Annotated in this window: 18 protein-coding genes and 1 pseudogene; 18 read left to right on the forward strand and 1 reads right to left on the reverse strand. The window is 46.4% G+C overall.

The window, feature by feature from the left end; all coding sequences use genetic code 11:
* The first annotated feature begins 15 nt into the window (after positions 1-15).
* The 18 genes and pseudogenes from ACMXI2_RS15265 (at position 16) to ACMXI2_RS15350 (ending at position 21,083) form a co-directional block, all read left to right on the forward strand.
* Positions 16-1,014 carry a terpene synthase family protein gene (locus tag ACMXI2_RS15265; RefSeq protein WP_483776961.1) on the forward strand — a complete coding sequence of 333 codons (999 nt, stop codon included), beginning with the start codon at positions 16-18 and terminating at the stop codon, positions 1,012-1,014.
* A gap of 97 nt (positions 1,015-1,111) precedes the next feature.
* Positions 1,112-2,128, forward strand: coding sequence for a terpene synthase family protein (locus tag ACMXI2_RS15270; protein ID WP_483776962.1), 1,017 nt, complete (start codon positions 1,112-1,114; stop codon positions 2,126-2,128).
* A gap of 71 nt (positions 2,129-2,199) precedes the next feature.
* Positions 2,200-3,198, forward strand: a complete 999-nt coding sequence (locus ACMXI2_RS15275) for a terpene synthase family protein (protein ID WP_483776963.1) — start codon at positions 2,200-2,202, stop codon at positions 3,196-3,198.
* A 63-nt stretch (positions 3,199-3,261) separates the two neighbouring features.
* Positions 3,262-4,326 (forward strand): tellurite resistance/C4-dicarboxylate transporter family protein, encoded by a 1,065-nt coding sequence (locus ACMXI2_RS15280; RefSeq protein ID WP_483776964.1) that lies wholly within the window; start codon positions 3,262-3,264, stop codon positions 4,324-4,326.
* Positions 4,327-4,364: 38 nt separating this feature from the next.
* Positions 4,365-5,429 carry a hypothetical protein gene (locus ACMXI2_RS15285; protein WP_483776965.1) on the forward strand — a complete coding sequence of 355 codons (1,065 nt, stop codon included), beginning with the start codon at positions 4,365-4,367 and terminating at the stop codon, positions 5,427-5,429.
* A gap of 39 nt (positions 5,430-5,468) precedes the next feature.
* Positions 5,469-7,682, forward strand: a complete 2,214-nt coding sequence (locus ACMXI2_RS15290) for a molybdopterin oxidoreductase family protein (protein ID WP_483776966.1) — start codon at positions 5,469-5,471, stop codon at positions 7,680-7,682.
* Positions 7,683-7,705: 23 nt separating this feature from the next.
* On the forward strand, positions 7,706-8,275 hold the full coding sequence (locus ACMXI2_RS15295; RefSeq protein ID WP_370910607.1) for a 4Fe-4S dicluster domain-containing protein: 570 nt from the start codon (positions 7,706-7,708) through the stop codon (positions 8,273-8,275).
* A gap of 10 nt (positions 8,276-8,285) precedes the next feature.
* Entirely contained in the window at positions 8,286-8,813 is a 528-nt protein-coding gene (locus ACMXI2_RS15300) for a Rieske (2Fe-2S) protein (protein WP_483776967.1), read from the forward strand.
* 23 nt (positions 8,814-8,836) lie between these two features.
* Entirely contained in the window at positions 8,837-9,091 is a 255-nt protein-coding gene (locus ACMXI2_RS15305) for a DUF6755 family protein (protein ID WP_483776968.1), read from the forward strand.
* An 88-nt stretch (positions 9,092-9,179) separates the two neighbouring features.
* Entirely contained in the window at positions 9,180-9,641 is a 462-nt protein-coding gene (locus ACMXI2_RS15310; protein ID WP_483776969.1) for a MarR family winged helix-turn-helix transcriptional regulator, read from the forward strand.
* Positions 9,642-9,645: 4 nt separating this feature from the next.
* Positions 9,646-9,917: pseudogene (locus ACMXI2_RS15315) on the forward strand (NAD(+)--rifampin ADP-ribosyltransferase).
* A 173-nt stretch (positions 9,918-10,090) separates the two neighbouring features.
* Entirely contained in the window at positions 10,091-10,681 is a 591-nt protein-coding gene (locus ACMXI2_RS15320) for an RNA polymerase sigma factor (RefSeq protein ID WP_483776970.1), read from the forward strand.
* Positions 10,682-10,805: 124 nt separating this feature from the next.
* The gene (locus ACMXI2_RS15325; RefSeq protein WP_483776971.1) at positions 10,806-11,843 is read left to right on the forward strand and encodes a FecR family protein; all 1,038 of its coding nucleotides are present in this window, start codon (positions 10,806-10,808) and stop codon (positions 11,841-11,843) included.
* Between the two features lie 4 nt (positions 11,844-11,847).
* Complete coding sequence (locus ACMXI2_RS15330) at positions 11,848-15,420, forward strand: SusC/RagA family TonB-linked outer membrane protein (RefSeq protein WP_483776972.1); 3,573 nt, start codon at positions 11,848-11,850, stop codon at positions 15,418-15,420.
* Positions 15,421-15,440: 20 nt separating this feature from the next.
* Positions 15,441-16,808, forward strand: coding sequence for a RagB/SusD family nutrient uptake outer membrane protein (locus tag ACMXI2_RS15335; protein ID WP_483776973.1), 1,368 nt, complete (start codon positions 15,441-15,443; stop codon positions 16,806-16,808).
* A gap of 10 nt (positions 16,809-16,818) precedes the next feature.
* Positions 16,819-18,291 carry a TlpA family protein disulfide reductase gene (locus tag ACMXI2_RS15340; RefSeq protein WP_483776974.1) on the forward strand — a complete coding sequence of 491 codons (1,473 nt, stop codon included), beginning with the start codon at positions 16,819-16,821 and terminating at the stop codon, positions 18,289-18,291.
* A 3-nt stretch (positions 18,292-18,294) separates the two neighbouring features.
* Positions 18,295-19,923, forward strand: a complete 1,629-nt coding sequence (locus ACMXI2_RS15345) for a S41 family peptidase (RefSeq protein ID WP_483776975.1) — start codon at positions 18,295-18,297, stop codon at positions 19,921-19,923.
* A gap of 20 nt (positions 19,924-19,943) precedes the next feature.
* Positions 19,944-21,083 carry a redoxin domain-containing protein gene (locus tag ACMXI2_RS15350; RefSeq protein WP_483776976.1) on the forward strand — a complete coding sequence of 380 codons (1,140 nt, stop codon included), beginning with the start codon at positions 19,944-19,946 and terminating at the stop codon, positions 21,081-21,083.
* A 112-nt stretch (positions 21,084-21,195) separates the two neighbouring features.
* Here ACMXI2_RS15350 and rluF read toward each other — a convergent pair whose 3' ends face one another.
* Positions 21,196-21,936, reverse strand: coding sequence for a 23S rRNA pseudouridine(2604) synthase RluF (gene rluF, locus ACMXI2_RS15355; protein ID WP_483776977.1), 741 nt, complete (start codon positions 21,934-21,936; stop codon positions 21,196-21,198).
* Positions 21,937-22,063: the final 127 nt, after the last annotated feature.

Genomic DNA, 22,063 nt, shown 5'->3' on the forward strand with positions numbered 1-22,063 from the left:
AAAAAACAGTAACCCATGAACACCCTTGAACTGCTTAATACCCAATTTAAGTATCCCTTCCCGACATTAAAGAACCCAAATGCAGATCAGCTGCAGGAAATTACAGAAAACCAATGGATCGATGGAGAATACCTATGGCTTTATGAAAATAACCCCGATCTGCGGAAAAAGTACAAGAAAACCAAAACTGCACATATTGCTGCCCAATGGTTTCCTACAGCACCAATTGAACGTTTTAAACCCATCTGCAGGTTAATGCTCTGGACGTTATATAATGACGATCTCTATGAGGAAAGTGAACCCGATGATATTAAAAATATATGTGCCCAATCTATTGCAATATTGAATGGGAAAATCAGCGCTGCAGAGTCAACAATACCTTTGGGAGCTATGCTGATCTCACTAAGGCAGGAACTGCTTCAATTCATTCCGGAGGAATCAATCTTTCGTTTCAGTCAGATGATCAACAGGTACTTTACCGGATTGGAAACAGAACTGAAGTATAAGAAAAACAAAATATTTCCAACTATAACGGAATGTATTGCCTTAAGGGAAAATTCCATCTGCCTATACCCTTTCCTTCAGCTCACAGAAATTGAAACCGGTATTGTTCTGCCTCCGGAGATACATGAGCATCCTGTCATTTGTCGTTTACAAGCCTTAGCCTGTCATTTGGTGGCTTATTTCAATGAGGTACAGTCTGTAATGAAAGATGAAGCTACAGGAAGCATTTATTATAACATTGTAAAAGTGATCCAGAACGAACAGCAGATTTCTCTCGAAGAGGCCTGTCTTGAAGATCTGCGGCTTCATAATGAAGATCTTAAGGAATTTGTGCAATTACAAGCTTCTCTTCCTGATTTTGGAATATGGCAGGACGCTGTTGTTAACTGGGTACATTATATGAGTATGGTGCTCAGCGGATGGAAAAATATATCCACAAAACTAGCTCGTTATAATGCTATGGAATTTCCGGAAGTAAAAGAATTAAAAGAAAAACTAAATCAAATATAATATTATCAACAAACAGGCTTTTTCAATTTGCTTATTACAGCGACTTGTTAAGCATGAATACTAACTTTTCATCAATTTAAATTAAAAAACAAATATTATGGACAAGCAATTTAATGTGCCTAAACCAATATATCCCTGGGAAACCCTTCAAAGCCCCTTCGCCGGAGCCTTCTACGAAGAAGAAACCAATTGGTATGACCAGGACTATCAATTCTTATCAAAAGAAGCGATGGCAAGGTACAGAAAAATGCGATTAGTTGATGTAGGCCCCTTTATGGTACCTGCTGCTACTCAAAAGGACAGCGTCCTTCATGCAACACGTTTTGCCATTTATATGACAGTAACTGATGATTATGCAGAACTTTTGCCAATAAAGGAAATCGCAGCCTTCAGAGACCGGATTTTTGAGGTAATGATGGGGGACGATCCCAAACCAGGGGAAATGGGAATATTTCGTCAAATGCAAACAAACAGAAAGGAGTGGCTTGCGCTTGGGATGCCAGACTTCTGGCTTGAGCGGATAGCTAAAAATTATAAATATCGTTTTGTTACTGACGGAATTATGGAAGAATCACCCTATAAAATCAGTAAGGACATTCCTCCTATTCCTCTCTTTCATTTAATCCGCGCTAATTCCATAGGAATGATTCCGTTTGTTGATTTGATTTGTCCCACAACTGGTTTTGCTTTACCTGATTATATCTATAATCATACCGTTATCCAGCGTATTATTATGTTGCAATCAATCATTGTTGCCCTTCAGAACGATTTTGCAACTATCGGCAAAGAGCTCGCAATAGAATCAGAAATGTTCAATATCATCAAATTATTACAGCATCATAATAAAATATCTTTTGAGGAAGCCTGCAAGGAAGGAATGAGGATTCATGATGAGCTTGTAAACGAATTTGTAACATTATCAAATCATCTCCCGGATTTCAGTCCGCACCAAAAGGAAACAGCGGAATTTATTTATTACATAAAACAAATGATCAGCGGCCTAAATAATTGGTATTATAAAAGCGGAACAAAACGGTATGAACCTGGCGGATTTGCTGTGCCCCCCAATGGAAAAGGCGAGACGATAGACAGAGTAGAAATTAAGTATCTATAGAGCTGGCATAAGCATGCAGATAAAATGGCCACAGAAAGAACATTATTTGCAAAACTTAAATCCTAAGCAAAATGAAATCAGAAGAATATAATTCAAAGGATTATCTGGCAGCCGGTCATTATCCCTGGCCGGACCTTATCAATCCGCATGCAGAACATATGGGGAAGGATATGGATGGATGGATTGATAATGACTATACTTTCCTTACAGAAAAACAACGCAAAATATACAAGAAAATGAGACTACATATGTGTACTGCACGTATGTGGCCTGACCTGACCTATGAACAGAGTATTCCCTGCAACAGGTTTATGCTCCAGTATGTCGTTCTTGACGACCAGGTAGAACATTCATCCCTGGAGGAAATCCAACAATTACGGATTCGTTGTGTAGACATTCTCAGGGGCGCTCAGCCAAAACCAGAGGAAAATGCACTCTATCAACATATGGCGTTGATAAGGGATGAATTCCGCGCTTTGATGCCTGATCTATGGGTTGAGCGTTTTATTTACTATTTTTATCAATCCTTCAGATATGGGATTGAATTGGAATATCCTTATAAAATAGCACAACGTCCGCCGTCGCTCACGCTTTTCAAAACAATCCGTGAGTATTCTGTTCTTATGCGTCCGTACCTGATTTTTGGCGAGATCGAATCGGGCCTTGTACTACCGAAACATATTTTTGAGCATATTGTTGTTCAAAAAATGATATCTCATATGACCTTGGTTGTTGCATGGCAAAATGACATTCATTCCCTCGCAAAAGAAATGGCGAAGGGAACAGAAGTTTTTAACCTGGTTTTTGTATTGCAGCAGGAATATAATCTTTCACTGAAGGATGCCTGTTTTCAGGCATTCCGCATCCATAATGAAGAATTAGCTAAAGTGCTTGCCTTACAAACAGAATATCGTGAATTTGGTGAATATCAGGAGCATGTAGATAAATTCGTTTATTATGCAGGTGTTGGACTTCAGGGAGTGAATTCTTTTTATCTGGAAACTGAAAGATACCGGCACGGAGGAGTTGGGTTTGCCTGGCCTGAAATCAATAATGATTTGAAAACATAAAGATTTATTGTACCCAAAAGATCTTTATGCCCGGTAAAGCTTAAATTACAGAAAACCCTGATCATGTCTAAAGCTGGACTCGCACATCCTGGTCAACCGGTTAACAACACATCTCTGGAAAATTTCTTCCCTGGTTATTTTGCGCTAATAATGGCTACAGGTATCGTTTCTATAGGATTGTTCCTCTGGTCATATACCCGGATGGCCGGCATTTTCCTCGGTTTAAATGTATTCTTCTACCTCCTGTTATGGATCATCCTTATTCTCCGGATTATAAAATTCCCGGTAGTGGTTTGGAATGATCTTCATCATTCAGCCAGGGGCGTCACCTTCCTTACGCTGGTGGCGGGTAACAACGTGCTGGGCAGCCAGGTGGCGCTTATCACCGGACGCATGGATATTGCCCTGATATTATGGATAGCGGGGTTTGTACTCTGGATACTGTTGTTATATACCTTCTTCCTTGTAAATATTATGAAGGAGCCCAAACCTTCCCTGGAACAGAGCATCAATGGCGCCTGGCTGTTGATTGTTGTATCTACAGAGTCGGTGGCTGTTTTGGGCGCCATTATTGCCAACAGCAGCACGTTTCACTGGCTGATTGCATTTATTTCCCTGTGTACCTATATGATAGGTGGCATGTTTTACTTTGTACTTATCGGGCTAATCCTTTACCGCTGGCTGTTTTTCAGTATGAAAGCAGAAACCCTTACGCCGCCCTACTGGATTAATATGGGCGCGGTGGCGATCATCACGTTGGCAGGGTCCCGACTTGTCATGTATGCCCATACACACCAAACACTCAGTGACTGGGCTGGTTTCGTGCAGGCGTTCACGATGTTTTTCTGGGCTTTCGCCAGCTGGTGGATCCCCCTGTTGTTCATTATGTTCTTCTACCGGCACTTTATTGCCGGCGTGCAACTGAAGTATGATCCCCAGTATTGGTCGATGGTTTTCCCGCTGGGCATGTACGGCGTATGTACATATACCTATGCGGCCATCACTGGTTTCAGTTTCCTGAAACCTATTTCCGCTTTATTTGTTATATTAGCTTTAGGTACGTGGGTGATCGTAATGATTGGTTTATTCATTGATTTTTTTTCAGCAAAAAAAATACAAGAGAAATAACCTTCTTTGTTTTATTTCAGATATCCAAAATTGTACCCATGCGGTATTCTCTCAATAAGAAAGCGGCCATTATTTCAATTATTGCTACCCTCATTTGCGTGGTGCTTTCTTTTTATGGTTCCAGGAAGCTGCAAAATTTTGATCCTGCCTTAATTGCCTATTTGTTCGGAACCCTGTTTGCAGTGTTCGGAGCTATTTACCGTTATTGCGTATGGCTGCAAAGGCCACCTACCTGGATGTATTTCAAACGCACCTGGCAGCTGGTCTTCTCCGGAAAAATCTTCAGTCATATTTTTTCCCTGCTATGGGATTCCATAAAAAATCTCCTGTTCCAGTCTTTTATCTACCCCAGAAGCAAAAAACGCTGGATAGCGCATTTTATGCTGGCCTCCGGTTGCCTGGCGGCATTTGCCATTACCATTCCGCTCACGCTTGGCTGGATCAATTTTACGCTAGACTCCGCATCTGCATTGGATCCGGGAGCCACTAAATTATATGCTGCCAACTTCTTTGGCTTTAAAGTAATGAACTTTAAACTGGGGTCGGTTATGGCATTTTTAATTTTTCATGCTTTAACCTGGTGCTCCTGGTTTGTTATAGCAGGCGCTGTAATTTTTTTAGTAAGAAGATTAACCAATGCGGGACTGATCGCATCTCAAACCTTCGAAGGCGACCTGCTCCCCCTTATTCTCCTGATCATTATCTCGGTAACGGGATTGGGACTGAATTTCAGTTACGCCTTTATGAAGGGTATTGCGTATGATTTTATGTCGGTAACACATGCCATCTCCGTAATCCTTTTCCTGGTGTGGATCCCATTTGGTAAGTTTTTTCATATTATCCAGCGTCCTGCCCAGATAGGAGCGCATATTTATAAGCGGGAAGGAGAAAAAAGAGGCATGGCTGTTTGCCCCCATACCGGCAAAGCATTTACTACCCAATTACATGTAGATGATCTGAAGACCGTCACCAAACAAGTGGGGTTCGACTTCACCCTGGAAGACGGCACCTCTCACCTTGATTACAGCCCGGAAGGGAAACGTTCCCTGCTGGCGAAGGCACACCTGAAAGCCCGGCTGGAAGGCGGTACGCTGTTTGGATAAACGCTAAGAAGCATCACCCGAAAATAAAATACAATCAGCATGGCCAGACTACCCGTATCCATTGATAAAATTATTCACCGTTTTGGTCCTCATCTCAACTTTGCTCCCCAGGAGGGATACACCGGCAGAGATGAACCCGATGCCACTGTTAAAACGCATTGCTGCTTCTGTGGCATGCAATGCGGTATTCAGCTGCTGGTAAAAAATAACAAAGTGGTGGGTTTCGAACCCTGGATGGAATTTCCTTTCAACGAAGGACGGCTTTGCCCGAAAGGTGTACAGCGATACCTGCAGGATAATCATCCCGACCGGTTAATGGAACCACTGGAGCGTGTGGAAGGAGAAGGCTTTAAGCCGGTTTCCTGGGATAATGCCCTCAGCCGGGTTACTACGGCTATCAGGCAAATACAGGCGGATCACGGAAAAGATGCTTTTGCTGTTTTATCCGGCGTGTCACTCACCAATGAAAAAAGCTACCTGATGGGAAAATTTGCCCGGGTAGCCATAAAAACCGCCAACCTGGATTATAACGGCAGATTATGTATGGTGAGCGCAGGCGCGGGGAATAAAAAAGCTTTCGGACTGGACCGCGCCTCCAACAGCTATGCAGACCTGGAACATGCAGAAGTGATCATTGTAACCGGCGCCAACGTCAGCGAAACCTTCCCTACCCTCACCTACTGGCTGTGGCGGGCAAGAGATAACGGTGCAAAACTCATCGTCATAGATCCACGGGTTATTCCTCTGGCCAGAACGGCAGACGTACACCTGGCAATAAAACCTGGAACGGATTCCGCCCTGTATGGAGCCATGCTTAAATACCTGGTGGATCATGATATGCTGGATCATGATTTTATTGATCAGCATACTACCGGGTTCCGGGAAACGATAGCAGCAGTGCAGGATTATACCCTTGAATGGGCGGAAACTATCACCGGTATCGAAAAGGAAAAAATACAAATGGCTGCGGAACTATGGGGCAAAGCCAGTACAAGCTTTCTTCTCCATGCCCGCGGCATTGAACATCATTCCAAAGGAGTGGATAATGTATTAGGCTGCATCAACCTGGTATTGGCTACCGGCCGCATTGGCCGGCCTTACTGTGGTTACGGCACTATTACCGGCCAGGGCAACGGACAGGGAGGCCGGGAACACGGGCATAAATGCGATCAGTTGCCGGGCAACCGGGATATCACCAACCCCGAACACCGGAAATATATTGCCGGCGTATGGAATATCCCGGAATCGGCGCTTCCCGGGAAAGGACTCACCGCCTGGGAATTAATAGAAGCCATACACCGCGGCGAGGTGAAAGGATTGTTGTCTATCTGCTTTAACCCGCTGGTATCTTTACCAAATAATAACTATGTAAGGGAAGCCCTCGAAAAACTGGAATTCTATGTTTGTATCGATTTCTTTTTAAACGAAACCGCCAGGCACGCGGACATAGTGCTGGCAGGATCCCTGCACGAAGAAGAAGAAGGTACCGTTACTACCGCAGAAGGCCGCGTTGTTCGTATACGCCAGGCCGTTACCCCTCCGGGAAATGCCCGTACAGATACTTCCATTATCCTGGAACTGGCAGCCAGGCTGGGAGAAGCCGAAAGATTTACCTACGCCAACTCAGAAGCCATTTTCAATGAACTGCGCATAGCCTCCAAAGGCGGCACAGCCGATTATTATGGCATCACTTATAAAAAAGTGGAAGATAATATGGGCATCTTCTGGCCCTGCCCTTCCGAAGATCATCCAGGCACGCCAAGACTGTGGGAAGATAAAAAATTTGCCACCCCGGATGGTAAAGCACATTTTAACCCGGCGCCCTTCCGGGAACCATCGGAGGTTACGGACAACGACTACCCGGTAGTACTTACCACCGGCCGTGTGGTGTCCCAGTATCTCAGTGGCACACAAACCAGGCGGATCGGCAAACTGGTAGGCCTGATACCGGAACCGCTGCTCGAAATACATCCGGAACTGGCGCAACGTTATAATATCCGGCAACGCGAAACTGTAAGGGTTACCACCAGGCGCGGTACAGCCGATTTCCCGGCAAATATTGTGGAAACGATACGGAAAGATACCGTATTCATTCCCTATCACTGGCCTGGCAAAAAATCAGCCAACCAGCTGACCATCGGCACACTGGACCCCGTGTCAAAGATCCCGGAATTCAAAGTGTGCGCCTGCCAGCTGGAGCCGTTGGGAGTTTTCACCCAGCCCGGCGAAACACAAGCATTTGACAGTATTTGACTCACATAAAATAGGAAAACCTGATGGAAGTTACCGCCTACAAAACCGATATGGAATTTTTCGTGGACATGCAGCGCTGCATTGGCTGCAAAGCATGCGAAATGGCCTGTGCAGAATGCGAAACCAATGGCCACGAAAGCATGATCCATGTAAACTATGTGGAACGTGCAGTGACCATCCAAACTACCGTACAGGTATGCATGCACTGTGATGACCCGGTATGTGCTAAGGTATGTCCTGCTGATGCTATTTCGAAAGATGACTTTGGCGTAGTGCACAGCGCCAATACCGCGCGATGCATAGGCTGCTCCAACTGTGTGATGGCCTGTCCTTTTGGCGTACCGATCAAAGAAGAGAAATACGACATGATGATGAAATGCAACATGTGCTACGACCGGACCAGCGCCGGCAAAAAGCCGATGTGCGCCACCGTTTGCCCCAGCCAGGCTTTGTTTTACGGCACCAGGGAAGAAATTAACCGGATGCGCCCTAACAGCACCCCGGTAAATAAATTCATTTTCGGAGAACAGGAGGTTACCACGAAAGTAAATATCATGATGCCCAAAGGAAGCACCTTTCTGAAAATCCATTAAACTGAATAGTATGTCCGATAAAACCGCAAAAGCACCTCATTGGAAAGAGGATTTTCCGATAGAAAGAACCGAAGCCACCAAAGTAAGCCGGCGGGATTTCGCCCGTTTCCTTTGCCTGGTTTCCGGCGGTCTTGCAGCGGGCAGCGCCTATGTAGCTGTTAAAGCCAATTTCTTTCCACCCGAAGAAGTAACAGGAGAACATTTTGTTTGTAAAGCTGCAAGCGTTCCTGTAGGGGGTACCCGCTCCTTTGTTATTGAAGGAAGCAATATCCCTTATATTCTCATACGCCTGGAGAACGGCAACTGGAGGGCATATGAACAAAAATGCACCCATCTTTCCTGTGCAGTGTATTATAAACCGAACTCCGGGCAGGTGGTATGCCCTTGTCATGAAGGTTTCTTTGATGCCATGACAGGAGAAGTGCTGGCAGGGCCACCGCCCAGGCCACTGCCTTCGCTGGAAGTATTACTGAAAGGAGATGATGTGTATGTGAAAGCCGGGAATCAGAGCGGCGCTAAAAATACAGCTGCTATTTAAGAATCTATCTAACAACATTAAAAATGAGCAATTTTAAAGATGCACAAAATAAAGCGCACCCGAATAAAACAAATACGCTCATATCTGCCCTCATCATTATTCTTATCCTGAATATCAGCATCCAGATATGGCTGCTCTATACCAGTCTTAATAATGCACTCGGTGAGAACACGGATATTGCCCTGCCGGCATTTCTGGCCTCGCTGTTTTTATTCCTTATAGGTTTCTTCTGGTTGTACTTTTTACCTATGGGCTACCGGAAAAATGATCAGAAATAAAGGAAAGTAATTCGGGAACCTGTTTTATTTTGACGACTGAGTATTTATTATTTATCTTTACAATCAAGATAATTAATAATCAAGACATATGCCCGCCAAAGAAGAAATCAGAAAGCTAAGGAAGCTAAGCCAGCAATTTGCCTATACTACTATCCAAATGCACGAAGCCATTGGCAGAAAAGCAGGCATGTCCGGCACGGACCATAAATATTTAGGGTTTTTACTTCAGCAGGGGCAAATGACAGCCGGGGAGTTTGCTAATATAACGGGCCTCACCACCGGCGCGGTTACGAGCTTAACAGACCGTTTTGAGAAGCAAAAACTGGTAAAACGGCAACCTGATAAAGCAGACCGTAGAAAAGTTATCATTGTACCGGACACAGAAAAAATAACGGCGCTGTTCAAACCTCTTTATGGAGATTTCCAGAGCAGCACCGAAAAACTGTTTGCTACATTTTCATCAGAAGAATTAAAAGTTTTGGAGAAGTATTTCTCAGATGCAATGGAAATAATGGACCGTAAAATACAAACGATAAATCAAAAACAGTAACGCAATGAGTACAACCGAAATCCAAACGTCTATTCTGAATCCTTTTTCCCAAACCTTCTTTCATGGCACCAAAGCGGATTTAAAAATCGGGGATCTTATAGAAACCGGTTTTAACTCAAATTTTGTAATCCTACGATGTCCTATCGCTCCATACACCCATTTAAGGTCGTTGGTGAGGTTACTGTATGGCAAAGACATTCACCAGAGCAAATCAAAGCAATGAAAGATGGGCTGGAAATGCTGAAACAGCAAGGGATTATGGCGATAGATGAGTAAATAACCGGAGAAGCGCGCCAGCGCTCTTAAATTATACAGTAATCCCACCGAACTTCCTGCTGGTGGGTATCAAAGACTTATATGAGATTTTGAATTAACACTCCCCCACGGTTTGAAATGTAAAACATTTTTAGCACCTTCGCACATAAGCCAAACTGAATCGTGCAGGATTTATGACTGATGACAAAGATATATGGGATGGTTTTCGTTCAGGAGATGAATCTGCCCTGCAAATTATCTTTGACAAGTATTATACCCCCTTATTCAACTATGGTCACAAGTTTACGCAGGATGACCACATCATAGAAGATGCCTTGCAGGACTTATTCGTTAAGCTCTGGAAACAACGGGAATCCATTAATGCCACCGAATCAGTTAAAAACTATTTATATAAGTCATTCCGTAGGGTACTGCTGCACATGCTGGATATACAGCAGCGCAAATACAGTTTCCTGGTCCTTGATCAGTGGATAGACCAGGATCAGGAGCTTGCTTATGACCAAACAATGATCAGCCGCGAAAGGCTGGAGAACATACGCACCAACCTGGGTCTTGCATTGGAAAAAATGACGCCACGACAAAGAGAAATTATCCACCTCCGGTATTACGAGGAAATGGAATATGAAGAAATTGCTGCCCTGATGCAGATTTCCGTTTCCAGTACCTATAAATTGGTATATAAAGCAATAGATGTACTACGGAATTATCTTTCCAAAACTGATCTCCTTATTTTGACTGTTGTTATATCCTTGAAAAAAATCTAAGATCGCCCTGTTTTTTAAAGTCGTAATTAGAAATTATTCATTTTATCGCCCTTTAAATAAAATTATTATTTATTTAATAAAGGGAGGGATAAAATCTTAAAGGGTCGTGTATATATAATCAGGCATGGAACATCAGCACAGCGATTACAATCATTACACCACTACGTCTTTTTTTAAAGATGAGCAGTTCATCCGGCATGTGTTGAAAGCAGATGATCTGTCTACGGCTTATTGGGAGCGTATTTCCGGTGAATATCCGGACAAAAGGGCGGCGATGGAAGAAGCCCGCACCTGGATACTGCTCATCAACAAACAAAAGCCGTATCACCCTGCCACCGGCAAGTTGCAGCTTTGGGACAGGATTGCCAACCAAATAGCAGCAGATGAACAAAGACAGCAACGGGTGTACCGGCCGCTGAAAATTGCCTCCAGGTGGATAGGCGCTGCTGCAGCAGCCCTGATACTATTAGTCGCATTACGGGAATGGGCCTCATTGGGAGAAAAGAAATTCAGTACCACTTTTGGTAAACGGGAACAGGTAGTATTACCAGATGAAACGGTTGTTACCTTAAACGGCAACTCAGCCATCCATTATGCACGTACCTGGAAATCAGAGAAGCCAAGAGAGATCTGGCTGCGGGGGGAAGCATTCTTCGAGGTAAAACATGTAGCCACGAAAAACCGCCTGCAACAATCAGACTCTTTCCTGGTGCATGTCAGCAACCTGGAATTAAAAGTATTAGGTACAAAATTTAATGTCCGCAACCGTCGCAGCATCACTGAAATCTCCCTGCTGGAAGGTAGTCTGCGAATTGAAAAAAACGGCGCCGGAGCCTTTGTCAAAATGCTCAAACCGGGAGACGCCTTCATGTACGACAGCAGCAAACAGGTATTGACCACCATGAACAGGAAGCCACAGGCCAACAAGGCATGGACCAACAACGAAATGGACCTGGATGGCTACACACTTTCTGAAATACTGAATGTGCTGGAAGATACCTATGGTTATGAGATCAGCTTACAAGCGCCAGCGCTGGCACAGAAAAAGCTTTCGGGAACTGTACCCGCTGCCAATGCCGACGACATCCTTTTTGTTATCAGAAAGGTGTTTAATCTTAAAATCGATCAAAAAGCAAATCATTTAATTATCAGCCAAAATTAGGAGAATGAATAAACGAATGTTATTTGTCATGTGTTTCCTGCTGGGAACACTGCCAGGAAGTTTATTTGCCCAGCAACAAATGAAATTAAAAGCTGCTTTAGAGGAAGTAAAGGCCGTTTACGGTACTAAATTTTCATACGAAGCCCATCTGCTGGACAACATCTATGTGAATTTTAAAACTCCGCTGACGAAGAAAGAACCAGTAGAAAGTGTCCTGAAAGATTTACTCTACAAAAAAGGATTCATCTTCCTTTACGTACAGGAAAACTACTACACCATCATCAGGGATACCCGGCCCGATAAAGGAGAAGAGGCGCGGGAAGCAGCTGGCAGCGTTGCACCTGCTACTGCCTCCGATGATTATGTACAAACACTCACCGGCGTAGTTACGGATAAAGAGGGTCACCCGCTGGTAGGCGTCACCGTGATCCCGGAAGGCTTTGCCATCCGGTTCGGTTCCATCACCAGCAGTGATGGCAGCTATACCCTTCGTTTGAAAGAAAAAACAAACGCCATCATCTTCACCTTCGTAGGCATGAACCCCTTGAAAGTGGATGTAGACGGCAAAACCATCATCAACGCCAAACTGGAAACAGATGTACATCAACTCCAGGAAGTAAGCGTGGTGTCTACCGGTTACCAATCCATACCTAAAGAACGCGCTACCGGCTCCTTCAGCCAGATTACCGCGAAAGAAATCAGAAGTGTACCCGCTGTTAACCTGATGGAACGCCTGGAAGGTGTAACACCCGGCGTACGCTTCGATGTAAGAAACAATCAGATTACCATACGCGGTGTCAATACCCTTAATGGTAGCGGAAGCCCGCTGATCGTGGTAGATGGATTCCCTGCGCTTGACCAGGAACTGTCCAACCGGCTCAATAATAACGCCAGCGGCGGCGCCATACTGAGCAGGTATAACCCGGAAGACATTGAATCCATCACCGTGCTGAAAGATGCTGCCGCCACTTCTATCTGGGGCGCCAAAGCGGCTAACGGTGTGATTGTGATCACCACTAAAAAAGGAAAAAAGAATTCTTCTTCCCTGAACTTCAGTACAAACCTGAGTGTTTCCAATCCCGCCAATATGAAAAATCTGAACCGCATGAGCAGTGCAGAATATATTGACCTGGAAAAAGAAATGAAAGGTTTGGGTTTCTTCAGCGATCCCGCCAAATGGGACAACAGCTGGATGACCTTCAACCAGAACAGACCCGTAAGTGAAGCCCTGGAATGGATGTTCAAGGTGGACCGCGGCGCCGCTACCCCTGCGCAACGCGATTCGGCCCTCACCGCGCTCGGCAATATGGATAACCGCGGCCAGATCCGCGACCTGCTGCTGCAACGCGCGGTTTCACAACAATACAATCTCTCCTTCTCCGGTGGCGGGCAAAACAGCACCTACTATGTATCTACCAACTATACCCGCGACCTGCCGGTATTCAGGGGTAATAAAGGTGAAAACTACTTTGTTACAGCCAACATGAGTAACGAACTATTTAATAACCGCGTAACGGTAAATACCGGTATCAATTATAACTATGCCAACAGCCTGGCTAACACCGCTGCGCTGAATGCAATCGGTGAGGGCCGCCAGGGCCTCCGCCCTTACGAAATGCTGGCGGATGCCACAGGCAACCCTATCGCCCGGTCTATCGATTTCCGCGATGAAGTGGCTGCCGACTTCCTCAGCAAAGGTTACCTGCCCTGGACCTACAGCCCCTTGCAGGAACTAAACTACGGCAATACGACCGACAAGGAAAACCGTATCCGCCTGAACGCGGATATCAACACAAAAATTACCGACTGGGTGAATGTAAGTGTGGCCGGTTCCCTGCAACGTAACAACGGAGAAGATGTATATCTCTCTAACCTGAACAGCTACGAAACAAGAGCGCTGGTAAATAATGGTACTACCATTGGCGCCAATGGCCGCCTGGTATATGGCGTACCATACGGCGGTAAGATGATCAGTCATAACCGTACGGAAACCAGCTATGGATTGCGCGGACAGGTAAACGTAAATAAATCCTGGGGCACTCTTTTCAGTCTCAATGCACTGGCGGGTACCGAAATCCGGGAAAACCAGGCTACCAGCTACCAGCAAACCAGGTTTGGATTTGACGAAGATACCTACTCTTCCGCCTCCTGGAATCCAACCACTTCCTATATGACCGTGATGGGCTGGAGCTCCAGCTTAGGATATAGTGATGGTACCATCCTCCGGTCTATCAACAGGTTTTTGTCGTACTACGGTAATGGCGCCTTATCCATCCTCAATAACCGCTATGTGGTGTCCGGAAGCGTGAGATTTGATGATTACACCCTTGCCGGCGCCTCCCGCAGTCAGCGCGCCAAACCATTATGGTCTGCCGGTGTGAAATGGGACATTACCTCAGAAGACTTTATGAAAGAGGTAAGCTGGATCAATAAACTTGGGCTTCGTCTTACTTACGGAACCGCCGGATCTGTTCCCACCAGCGCCAGCAATGCGGCCATCCTTTCATTAAACGGACTGGATCCCATCACCCGCGAACCATTTGGTAGTGTAATATCCCCCGCTAATAACCAGATCAGCTGGGAGCTTACCCGCACCACCAACCTGGGGCTTGACTTCAGCGTATTAAACAGTCGCCTGAATGTGAGCCTGGATGCTTACCGCAAGCGCACTACCGATCTGCTCTGGACATTCCCGATCAACAGTACCTACGGCTGGACTTCACTCGCCTATAATGCAGCCAGCATGACCGGTCACGGTTTTGATGTAGGCATCCGGGGAGAGATCATCCGGGGACGTAAATTCGGATGGGCATCTACCTTTAACTTCTCTTATAATACCAACAAGGTAACTGATTCCCGCTTCACCAAACCTACCAGCAGCCAGGCAGTAAATAGCGGTACACCCATCGTGGACATGCCGAATGATTATGTATATGCTTACCGTTGGGCCGGACTGGACAACAAAGGCCGCTCCCAGCTATATGATAAAAATGGAAAGATCATTTCAGCAGATGCGGGCAACAACACCATCACCCAGGAAGACCTGGTGTACATGGGCCGTACCACACCTCCTTACTTTGGTGGTTTCTTCAATGACTTCAACTATAAGTCGTTCACTTTCGGTGTGCGTATTACCTATGAAATGGGCCATGTATTCCGCCGTCTTTCTATCGAGAACTATCCGGACTACGCCACCAACAATTACTACGGCGTGATAGGCACTCAGAAAGACCTTGCACTGCGCTGGCGCAAACCTGGCGACGAACAGTTTACCAATGTTCCTGGTCTTCCCAATGTGACTACCAACAGCAGTAACCGTTACAAGATGTCTGACCTGCTGGTAGAAAGTGCCAGCCATATCCGCCTGCAACAAATCAACATCGGTTACCAGGTTCCGGCGGCAGCACTCTCCCGCCTGATGGTAAAATCGGTGGGGCTCAACTTCTCGGTTAGAAACCTGGGCATCATCTGGCGTGAAAACAAATCAGGACTGGATCCCAGCTATGTGATGAGGAACAACTATTCCAACCTTCCTCCTTCACCCAGCTATTTCATGAGTTTGAACGCTTCTTTCTAACACAGAAAAAAATGACCGAAATGAAAATGAAATTTGTTTATATATCGCTGCTGGCTTTTTCAATGGGCGCTGTGTCCTGCCGCAAATATGTGGAAGTAGAACAACCCAACCAACGCCAGTTTAAATACACCGCAGATTTTGAAAAACTGCTGAACAATGTAGACGTAATGGAAAGATCGGCCAGCATGCCGATTCTTTCCAGCGACGACATTAACCTCGAAAGCAATACCAGTATGCAGAATCTCCTGACCAACGGGTTAGGAAATATGTACACCTGGGCCGACACTTATTATACTTCCGATCAAAGCGACGCCGGCTGGGATGCACTCTACAATCTTGTGTATGTGTGCAACCAGGTCACTGCCTTCGTCATGGAAAGTGAAAACGGCACCACGCTGCAAAAGCAGCGTGTTTATGCAGAGGCACAGGTACAACGCGCCACCACCTATCTGACGCTGGTGAACATCTACTCCCGCGTGTATAACAGCAGCAGCGCGGCATCCGATATGGGCGTCCCCCTGTTGCTGTCGCCTGATCTTTTTGTAAGCTTACAGCGCCCATCCGTGCAGGCAGTGTATGATCAGATTATCAAAGATCTGACCGCCGCCATTCCTGTACTGCCGGACGTAACTACCAACAACCTGCATCCCGGTAAAGCGGCCGGTTACGCGGTACTCGCAAGAACATATCTCTACATGCAGCGTTATCCGGAGGCAGCAGAAAATGCGGCGAAGTCGCTCTCCTACCAGTCGTCCCTGCTCAACCTGGGCGACTATGCAGATGGCGCCAAAGCATATCCGAGAAGACTGGAGAATCCCGAGGTACTGATGTCGAAAGAGGCTTCCAGGCCGGGCTATCTTAATCTGCCGCTGAGCAGTAAGCTGGTGAACCTGTTTGATACCCGCGACGTACGGTACTCCCTGTTTACCCGTAATGGCAGCACCTTCCAGCCAGCCTTCACCGGACGCGGCTCTTACCGGGATATGGTATTTCAAGGCGATAACATCGCTGTTGGCGTATCCGTACCGGAAATGATGCTCACACAGGCAGAAGGGCTTGCAAGAGCGGGTAACACAAACGCTGCCATGACCCTGGTCAATTCCCTGCGGCAGCATCGCTTCAGGGCCGCAGATTATACCGCCCTCACCGCCGCCGATGCTCCCGCCGCATTACGTATAGTCCTCGACGAAAGAAGAAGGGAACTGTTTGGTACCGGTCTTCGCTGGTTTGATCAACGCCGGCTAAGCAGGGAACCAGCTTTAGCGGAAGCCGTTACACGCGACTTCAAAGGCGCCATTTATACGCTCACTGCCGGCGACCGCTACGTATATCCCATCCCTCCAAAAAATATTGAATTGAATCCTGAATTAATGCAGAACCCAAGATAAAACTAAAGACATGAGAAGAACAATAGGTTTAATCGGATGTGGTCTTTTACTCTGTACTGCTGCCGCGTTTGCCCAGCAGGTCAACAAGGAGCAATACAGGGATGCAGCTCCCAAAGACCTCATCAAACAAACAACGCTCAACGAGCAACAGCTGAGTGCCATTCAGCGCTACTTCCAGTTTGAGCTGAAAGACACAAAAAGAGGACAGGAACTACAGGAACTGCTGATTCAGAAATATCCCAAAGGGGCCATCGCCCGCCTTGCGGCCTTTCATAAAGCTTCCAGTGCGAAAACAATGGAAGCCATGATCGCGCAATCTGAAGATTTTCTGAAAGCATTTCCATATGATGAGTGGCGCAAACAGCCCAACGGACAGGAGTTTATCTACTATACAACACATCGTACATTAGGCAGTTCCTATTTCGACACCAAACAGTTTGATAAATTCCTGGAGTTGTCATCTCCCCTGAACTTCAAAACAGAAAATGAGCTCTATCGCTGGAATGTGATGCGGGCCACTGTTTTTAAAATGGTGGGCACTGACACCCTGTTCAACATCTCCACCCGGATGATCAATGAACTGGTGAAGAAAGTGAACGACAGGTCTTATGAGGAGCAAGGTGTTTTCAATAAAGAAGAAGCCGCCGCCAATGCTGCCGAACAACTCGATAATGAACTGACCAACCATATTACCCTGCTGCATAGCATGAAAAAATATGCAGAAGCAAAAAAATACTTCCGGCATCTTTCTGCAAAGGGAGCCTATGGCGGAGCCGAACTGAATGCACTCCACCTGGACATCCTGCAGCAAACCGGCGATCAGCCCGCCATTCAGCCATTCCTTGAAAACTGCGTAAGGGCCAATGCGATGACAGGCCCCATGTTCGACAAGCTGAAGGAAGTGTATATCGCTAAAAACAAAGATGGCAAATACGATCAATACCTCGAAAGCCTCAAATCCGTGAAGGATCAGGAAGCGCTCATCGCCGAAGTAAAAGCCGGCATGACCAATAAAGAATATGTGCCTTTTGCCATGCAGGACCCGGAAGGGAAAACCATCAGATCCAGCGAATGGGGCAACAGAATCGTGGTACTGGACTTTTGGGCCACCTGGTGCAAACCCTGTATCAGTGCATTTCCCGGCATGCAGATGCTGGTAGATAAATACAGCAACGACCCACAGGTGGCTATTTACATGGTGGGCACCATGCAGTACGATAACTACAAAGAAAAATCAGAAGGGTATATCAAACAACAAGGCTTCCGCTTCCATTTGCTGCATGATAACATCAACAAAGAAACCGGTCACCAGGATGCTGTTTTCAGAACCTTTGTACCCTTCTTCAACTCTTCCGCTATCCCGAGAAAAGTAATCCTGAAAGATGGTGTCATGCGCTATACCGCAGAAGGCTATTCCGGTAGTCCGAGTAAACTGGTGGATGAACTGACCTACGCGATTGAACTTTTAAAAGCAGAAAAATAATTTATGTTGCTAAAAAGATATTCCCTGATTACTATGGGTTTGGTGGGACTTTCATTCAGTTTGAAAGCACAGGTAAATCCGAAAGAAAAGCTCTGGCAAACATTAAAAGCCATCCAGGGCAACTATGTGGATTCCCTGACAGATGAAGCATTGGTGAATGCAGCCATTGCCGGTATGATGCGTGGGCTGGACCCGCACTCCCGCTACTTTTCAGGCGTTGAATCCACACAGATGCAGGAAGCGATGAAAGGTAAATTTGCGGGCATTGGGATTCAGTTCCTGGCAGAGAAAGACACCGTTTATATTACCCAGGTCATTAGCGGCGGCCCGGCTGAAAAAGCAGGATTGCAGGCCGGCGACAGGATCATCTCTATAGATAATGCACCCGTTACCGGCGCTACCAACTTTGAGGTGATGAAAAAGATCCGGGGAGAAAAAGGGAAACCGCTGACACTGGTCATACGCCACCGGAACAACCCGGCCGATATCACCAAAGAGATCCTTCGTGATGTGGTAGCCGACAGGTCTGTCAGAGCCGCCTATATGGTCAACGACAGCATTGGATACATTTCCCTGCGCATCTTCAGTGAAACCACCCGTAATGAAATGGATAAGGCTATCACTGATTTACAGGCCAAAGGCATGAAAAGCCTGATCCTGGACCTTCAGGGCAATGGTGGCGGATATGTAGAAGCAGCAATCGGGGTGGCAGACGAGTTTCTTCCTAAAGACAAACTGGTATTTTACAGCGTTGGCAGGGACAAAGGCAAAGACTATTATTACACCGGCGGCTTCGGCAGATTCATGGAAGGCCGGCTGGTAGTGCTGATCGACCAGTATACCGCCTCCGCCAGTGAAATACTCACCGGCGCCCTGCAGGATTGGGATCGTGCGGCCATTGTTGGCAGAAGAAGTTTTGGTAAAGGACTGATGCAGCGTCCGGTGCCCGTGTTCGACGGCTCCGTGCTGGAACTGACCGGCGCCCGCTACTACACGCCTTCCGGCAGATCTATTCAAAAGCCCTACCACGGCTCCTCCTACAGCGACAATGTATACACCCGGCTGGCCAGCGGTGAACTCACCAACGAAAAGGTGATTCACTTTCCGGATTCTTTAAAATTCACTACGCTGACGAGCAAACGAACTGTTTACGGTGGTGGTGGTATTATGCCTGATCGCTTCATCCCGCTGGATACCGTTGAATACAACGGCTGGCTGCAGAATGTAGCAGATCATCAACTCACAGGCAAAATCACTTTCGATTACCTGGATACCAACCGTGCAAAGCTGCTGGCCGACTACCCGGATTTCAAAGCATTCAATCAACAATATAACGTTCCGGATTACCTTGTACAGGAAGTAGTTGGTTCCGCAAAAGCGGCAGGACTTCCATTGCTGCCGGGCAGTAAAGACAGGATCCTCCCCCTGCTTTCTCTCGAAATAAAAGGCCAGCTTGCCGCACAGCTGTTCGCCGGCAACGACTACTACCTGCAGGTATTAAACACCGACAACGGCAGCTTTAAAGAAGCACTGCAACTGCTGGAACAGCCCGCGCTGATAAACAGTGTGCTGAAACCCGCCCAGGTAGCTAAAGAGAATGTAAAGGAAACACGGAAAGCAAAGAAAAAGTAATCGTCTTCAAAAAATATAACATGACTTTAAATAAGTTGATAATGATAGCTGGTATGTGTGCCCCGCTGGCAACAGTAGCGCAACAGTCCTATACCATTAAAGGTAGGGTGAGTAATATCAAGGAACCCGTAAAAGTATTTCTGACCTATAAAGTGGACGGTGAACGCATCATAGATTCCACCATCATGAAAGGTGGCAGATTCAGTTTCAAAGGCAGCGTAAATGCGCCTAAAGAAGCTCACCTGGTGGTGAAACACAACAACCTTCCTCCCGACCCTACGACCCGTCCCGTGGAAGATATTCTTCCCTTCCTGCTTGAAGATAAGACCATCGCCATCGCAGCAAAAGACTCCATCAAAAATGCAACTATTACCGGTAGTGTGGCCAACGACGACAACGCGAAAGTTAATGCCATGCTGAAGCCCATCTACGATCAGTACGAAAAACTGAATGACGAGTTTAAATCGAAGTCGCCCGAAGAGCAAAAGGATACCGCTTACCTGAACAGTCTCGACAGAAGAGCCAATACCATCAGAGAGGAGATCATTGCCGCCAAGATGAAATATGTAAAAGCCAACCACAGCAAGTACATGGCGCTGATGGCTTTCAACTCTACCCTGCCGCCTGAATTTGATGCTATTGCCGCGGAGAAGGAATTCAACCTGTTCGATGAATCCCTGCGTCAATCAGATCTGGGTAAGGAATTGGGGACCCGCATCGCAAAGGTGAAAAAAACGCAGGAAGGCGCTGTGGCTCCCGACTTCACACAACTGGATGCCAGCGGTAAACCGGTGAAACTTTCCGACTTCAGGGGCAAATATGTATTGCTTGATTTCTGGGCCTCCTGGTGCGGTCCCTGCAGAAGAGAGAACCCTAATGTGGTAAAAGCCTACAATACTTTTAAAGACAAAGGCTTTACTGTACTGGGTGTATCGCTGGACAAGCCGGAAGACAGGGAAAAATGGCTGGCAGCCATTGAAAAAGATGGTTTACCGTGGACACAGGTATCCGATCTGAAGGCATGGGACAACGAAGCGGCTAAGCTGTACGAAGTAAATGCAATTCCAATGAACTTCCTCATCGATCCAAATGGAAAAATCATCGCTAAATACCTGCGTGGCGAGGCTTTAGAGGCTGCGTTGAAGAAAGTAATGCCATAAATACCTTTCTATTCCAATCATTAACTAATGGTTTGTCATTTCTTCCAGCTGATGGAAATGATTGTACGCGTGCCGGGATCTATCCTGGTGCGCGTAGCCATTAATGGCCCCATTACTCATCCATCCCATCCGCATCATTCCCTGCGGTCTTCTTACTATTCGCCACCAAGGCATTCAAATTATTTACCTCTTCCTTCGTAAAATACCGCCAGCTTCCCTGTGCCAGGTCTTTCAGCGTCATATTCATAATACGTGTCCGTTTCAGCGCCACTACATCATAGCCCAGTGCTTCGCACATCCGGCGTATCTGCCGGTTGAGCCCTTGCGTTAAAATGATCCGGAAACGGTTGGCGCCTTCCTGCTGCACAAAGCATTTCTGCGTCATTACGCCGAGGATGCGCACGCCGTTGCGCATATTTTTGAGAAACTCGATGTCTATGGGTTTGTCGACAGTAACGATATATTCTTTCTCATGCTGATTACCGGCTCTCAGGATTTTGTTCACGATATCGCCATCGTTGGTGAGGAATATCAGTCCTTCGGAACGCTTATCCAGCCGGCCTATCGGGAATATGCGGGAGGAGAAGTTTACGTAATCGATGATATTGGTTTTATCCTTGAGGTCTGTGGTACAGGTGATCCCTTTGGGTTTGTTCAGGGCAATGTACACAGTAGCTTTTTTCTTTTTGAGAGGCTCTCCGTCTACTTCTACCACGTCGCCATCTCTAACGCGATTCCCTTTGGAGGCAATGTTGTCATTGATCGTCACGCGGCCCTGTTCAATATATTTATCAGCTTCGCGGCGACTGCAAAAGCCCGTTTCACTGATGTATTTGTTAACACTTATATCCATAATTAGGCGCAAATTACTTAAAACCGGGCAAAAATGCTTCCACTGCTCCCGTATTGCGATTCCGCAGTTTCATGGTATATAAGAGTACCTGGTGTCATCGGTGCGGGAAAGGAACATCTGCCTGTTT

It is taken from the genome of Chitinophaga sp. G7 BAM 1005 (assembly GCF_057126945.1).

Excerpts from the sequence above, each read along its gene's own strand:
- ACMXI2_RS15265 (WP_483776961.1), top strand. The coding sequence starts at position 16 with ATGAACACCCTTGAACTGCTTAATACCCAATTTAAGTATCCCTTCCCG.
- ACMXI2_RS15270 (WP_483776962.1), top strand. The coding sequence starts at position 1,112 with ATGGACAAGCAATTTAATGTGCCTAAACCAATATATCCCTGGGAAACC.
- ACMXI2_RS15275 (WP_483776963.1), top strand. The coding sequence starts at position 2,200 with ATGAAATCAGAAGAATATAATTCAAAGGATTATCTGGCAGCCGGTCAT.
- ACMXI2_RS15280 (WP_483776964.1), top strand. The coding sequence starts at position 3,262 with ATGTCTAAAGCTGGACTCGCACATCCTGGTCAACCGGTTAACAACACA.
- ACMXI2_RS15285 (WP_483776965.1), top strand. The coding sequence starts at position 4,365 with ATGCGGTATTCTCTCAATAAGAAAGCGGCCATTATTTCAATTATTGCT.
- ACMXI2_RS15290 (WP_483776966.1), top strand. The coding sequence starts at position 5,469 with ATGGCCAGACTACCCGTATCCATTGATAAAATTATTCACCGTTTTGGT.
- ACMXI2_RS15295 (WP_370910607.1), top strand. The coding sequence starts at position 7,706 with ATGGAAGTTACCGCCTACAAAACCGATATGGAATTTTTCGTGGACATG.
- ACMXI2_RS15300 (WP_483776967.1), top strand. The coding sequence starts at position 8,286 with ATGTCCGATAAAACCGCAAAAGCACCTCATTGGAAAGAGGATTTTCCG.
- ACMXI2_RS15305 (WP_483776968.1), top strand. The coding sequence starts at position 8,837 with ATGAGCAATTTTAAAGATGCACAAAATAAAGCGCACCCGAATAAAACA.
- ACMXI2_RS15310 (WP_483776969.1), top strand. The coding sequence starts at position 9,180 with ATGCCCGCCAAAGAAGAAATCAGAAAGCTAAGGAAGCTAAGCCAGCAA.
- ACMXI2_RS15320 (WP_483776970.1), top strand. The coding sequence starts at position 10,091 with ATGACTGATGACAAAGATATATGGGATGGTTTTCGTTCAGGAGATGAA.
- ACMXI2_RS15325 (WP_483776971.1), top strand. The coding sequence starts at position 10,806 with ATGGAACATCAGCACAGCGATTACAATCATTACACCACTACGTCTTTT.
- ACMXI2_RS15330 (WP_483776972.1), top strand. The coding sequence starts at position 11,848 with ATGAATAAACGAATGTTATTTGTCATGTGTTTCCTGCTGGGAACACTG.
- ACMXI2_RS15335 (WP_483776973.1), top strand. The coding sequence starts at position 15,441 with ATGAAAATGAAATTTGTTTATATATCGCTGCTGGCTTTTTCAATGGGC.
- ACMXI2_RS15340 (WP_483776974.1), top strand. The coding sequence starts at position 16,819 with ATGAGAAGAACAATAGGTTTAATCGGATGTGGTCTTTTACTCTGTACT.
- ACMXI2_RS15345 (WP_483776975.1), top strand. The coding sequence starts at position 18,295 with ATGTTGCTAAAAAGATATTCCCTGATTACTATGGGTTTGGTGGGACTT.
- ACMXI2_RS15350 (WP_483776976.1), top strand. The coding sequence starts at position 19,944 with ATGACTTTAAATAAGTTGATAATGATAGCTGGTATGTGTGCCCCGCTG.
- rluF (WP_483776977.1), bottom strand. The coding sequence starts at position 21,936 with ATGGATATAAGTGTTAACAAATACATCAGTGAAACGGGCTTTTGCAGT.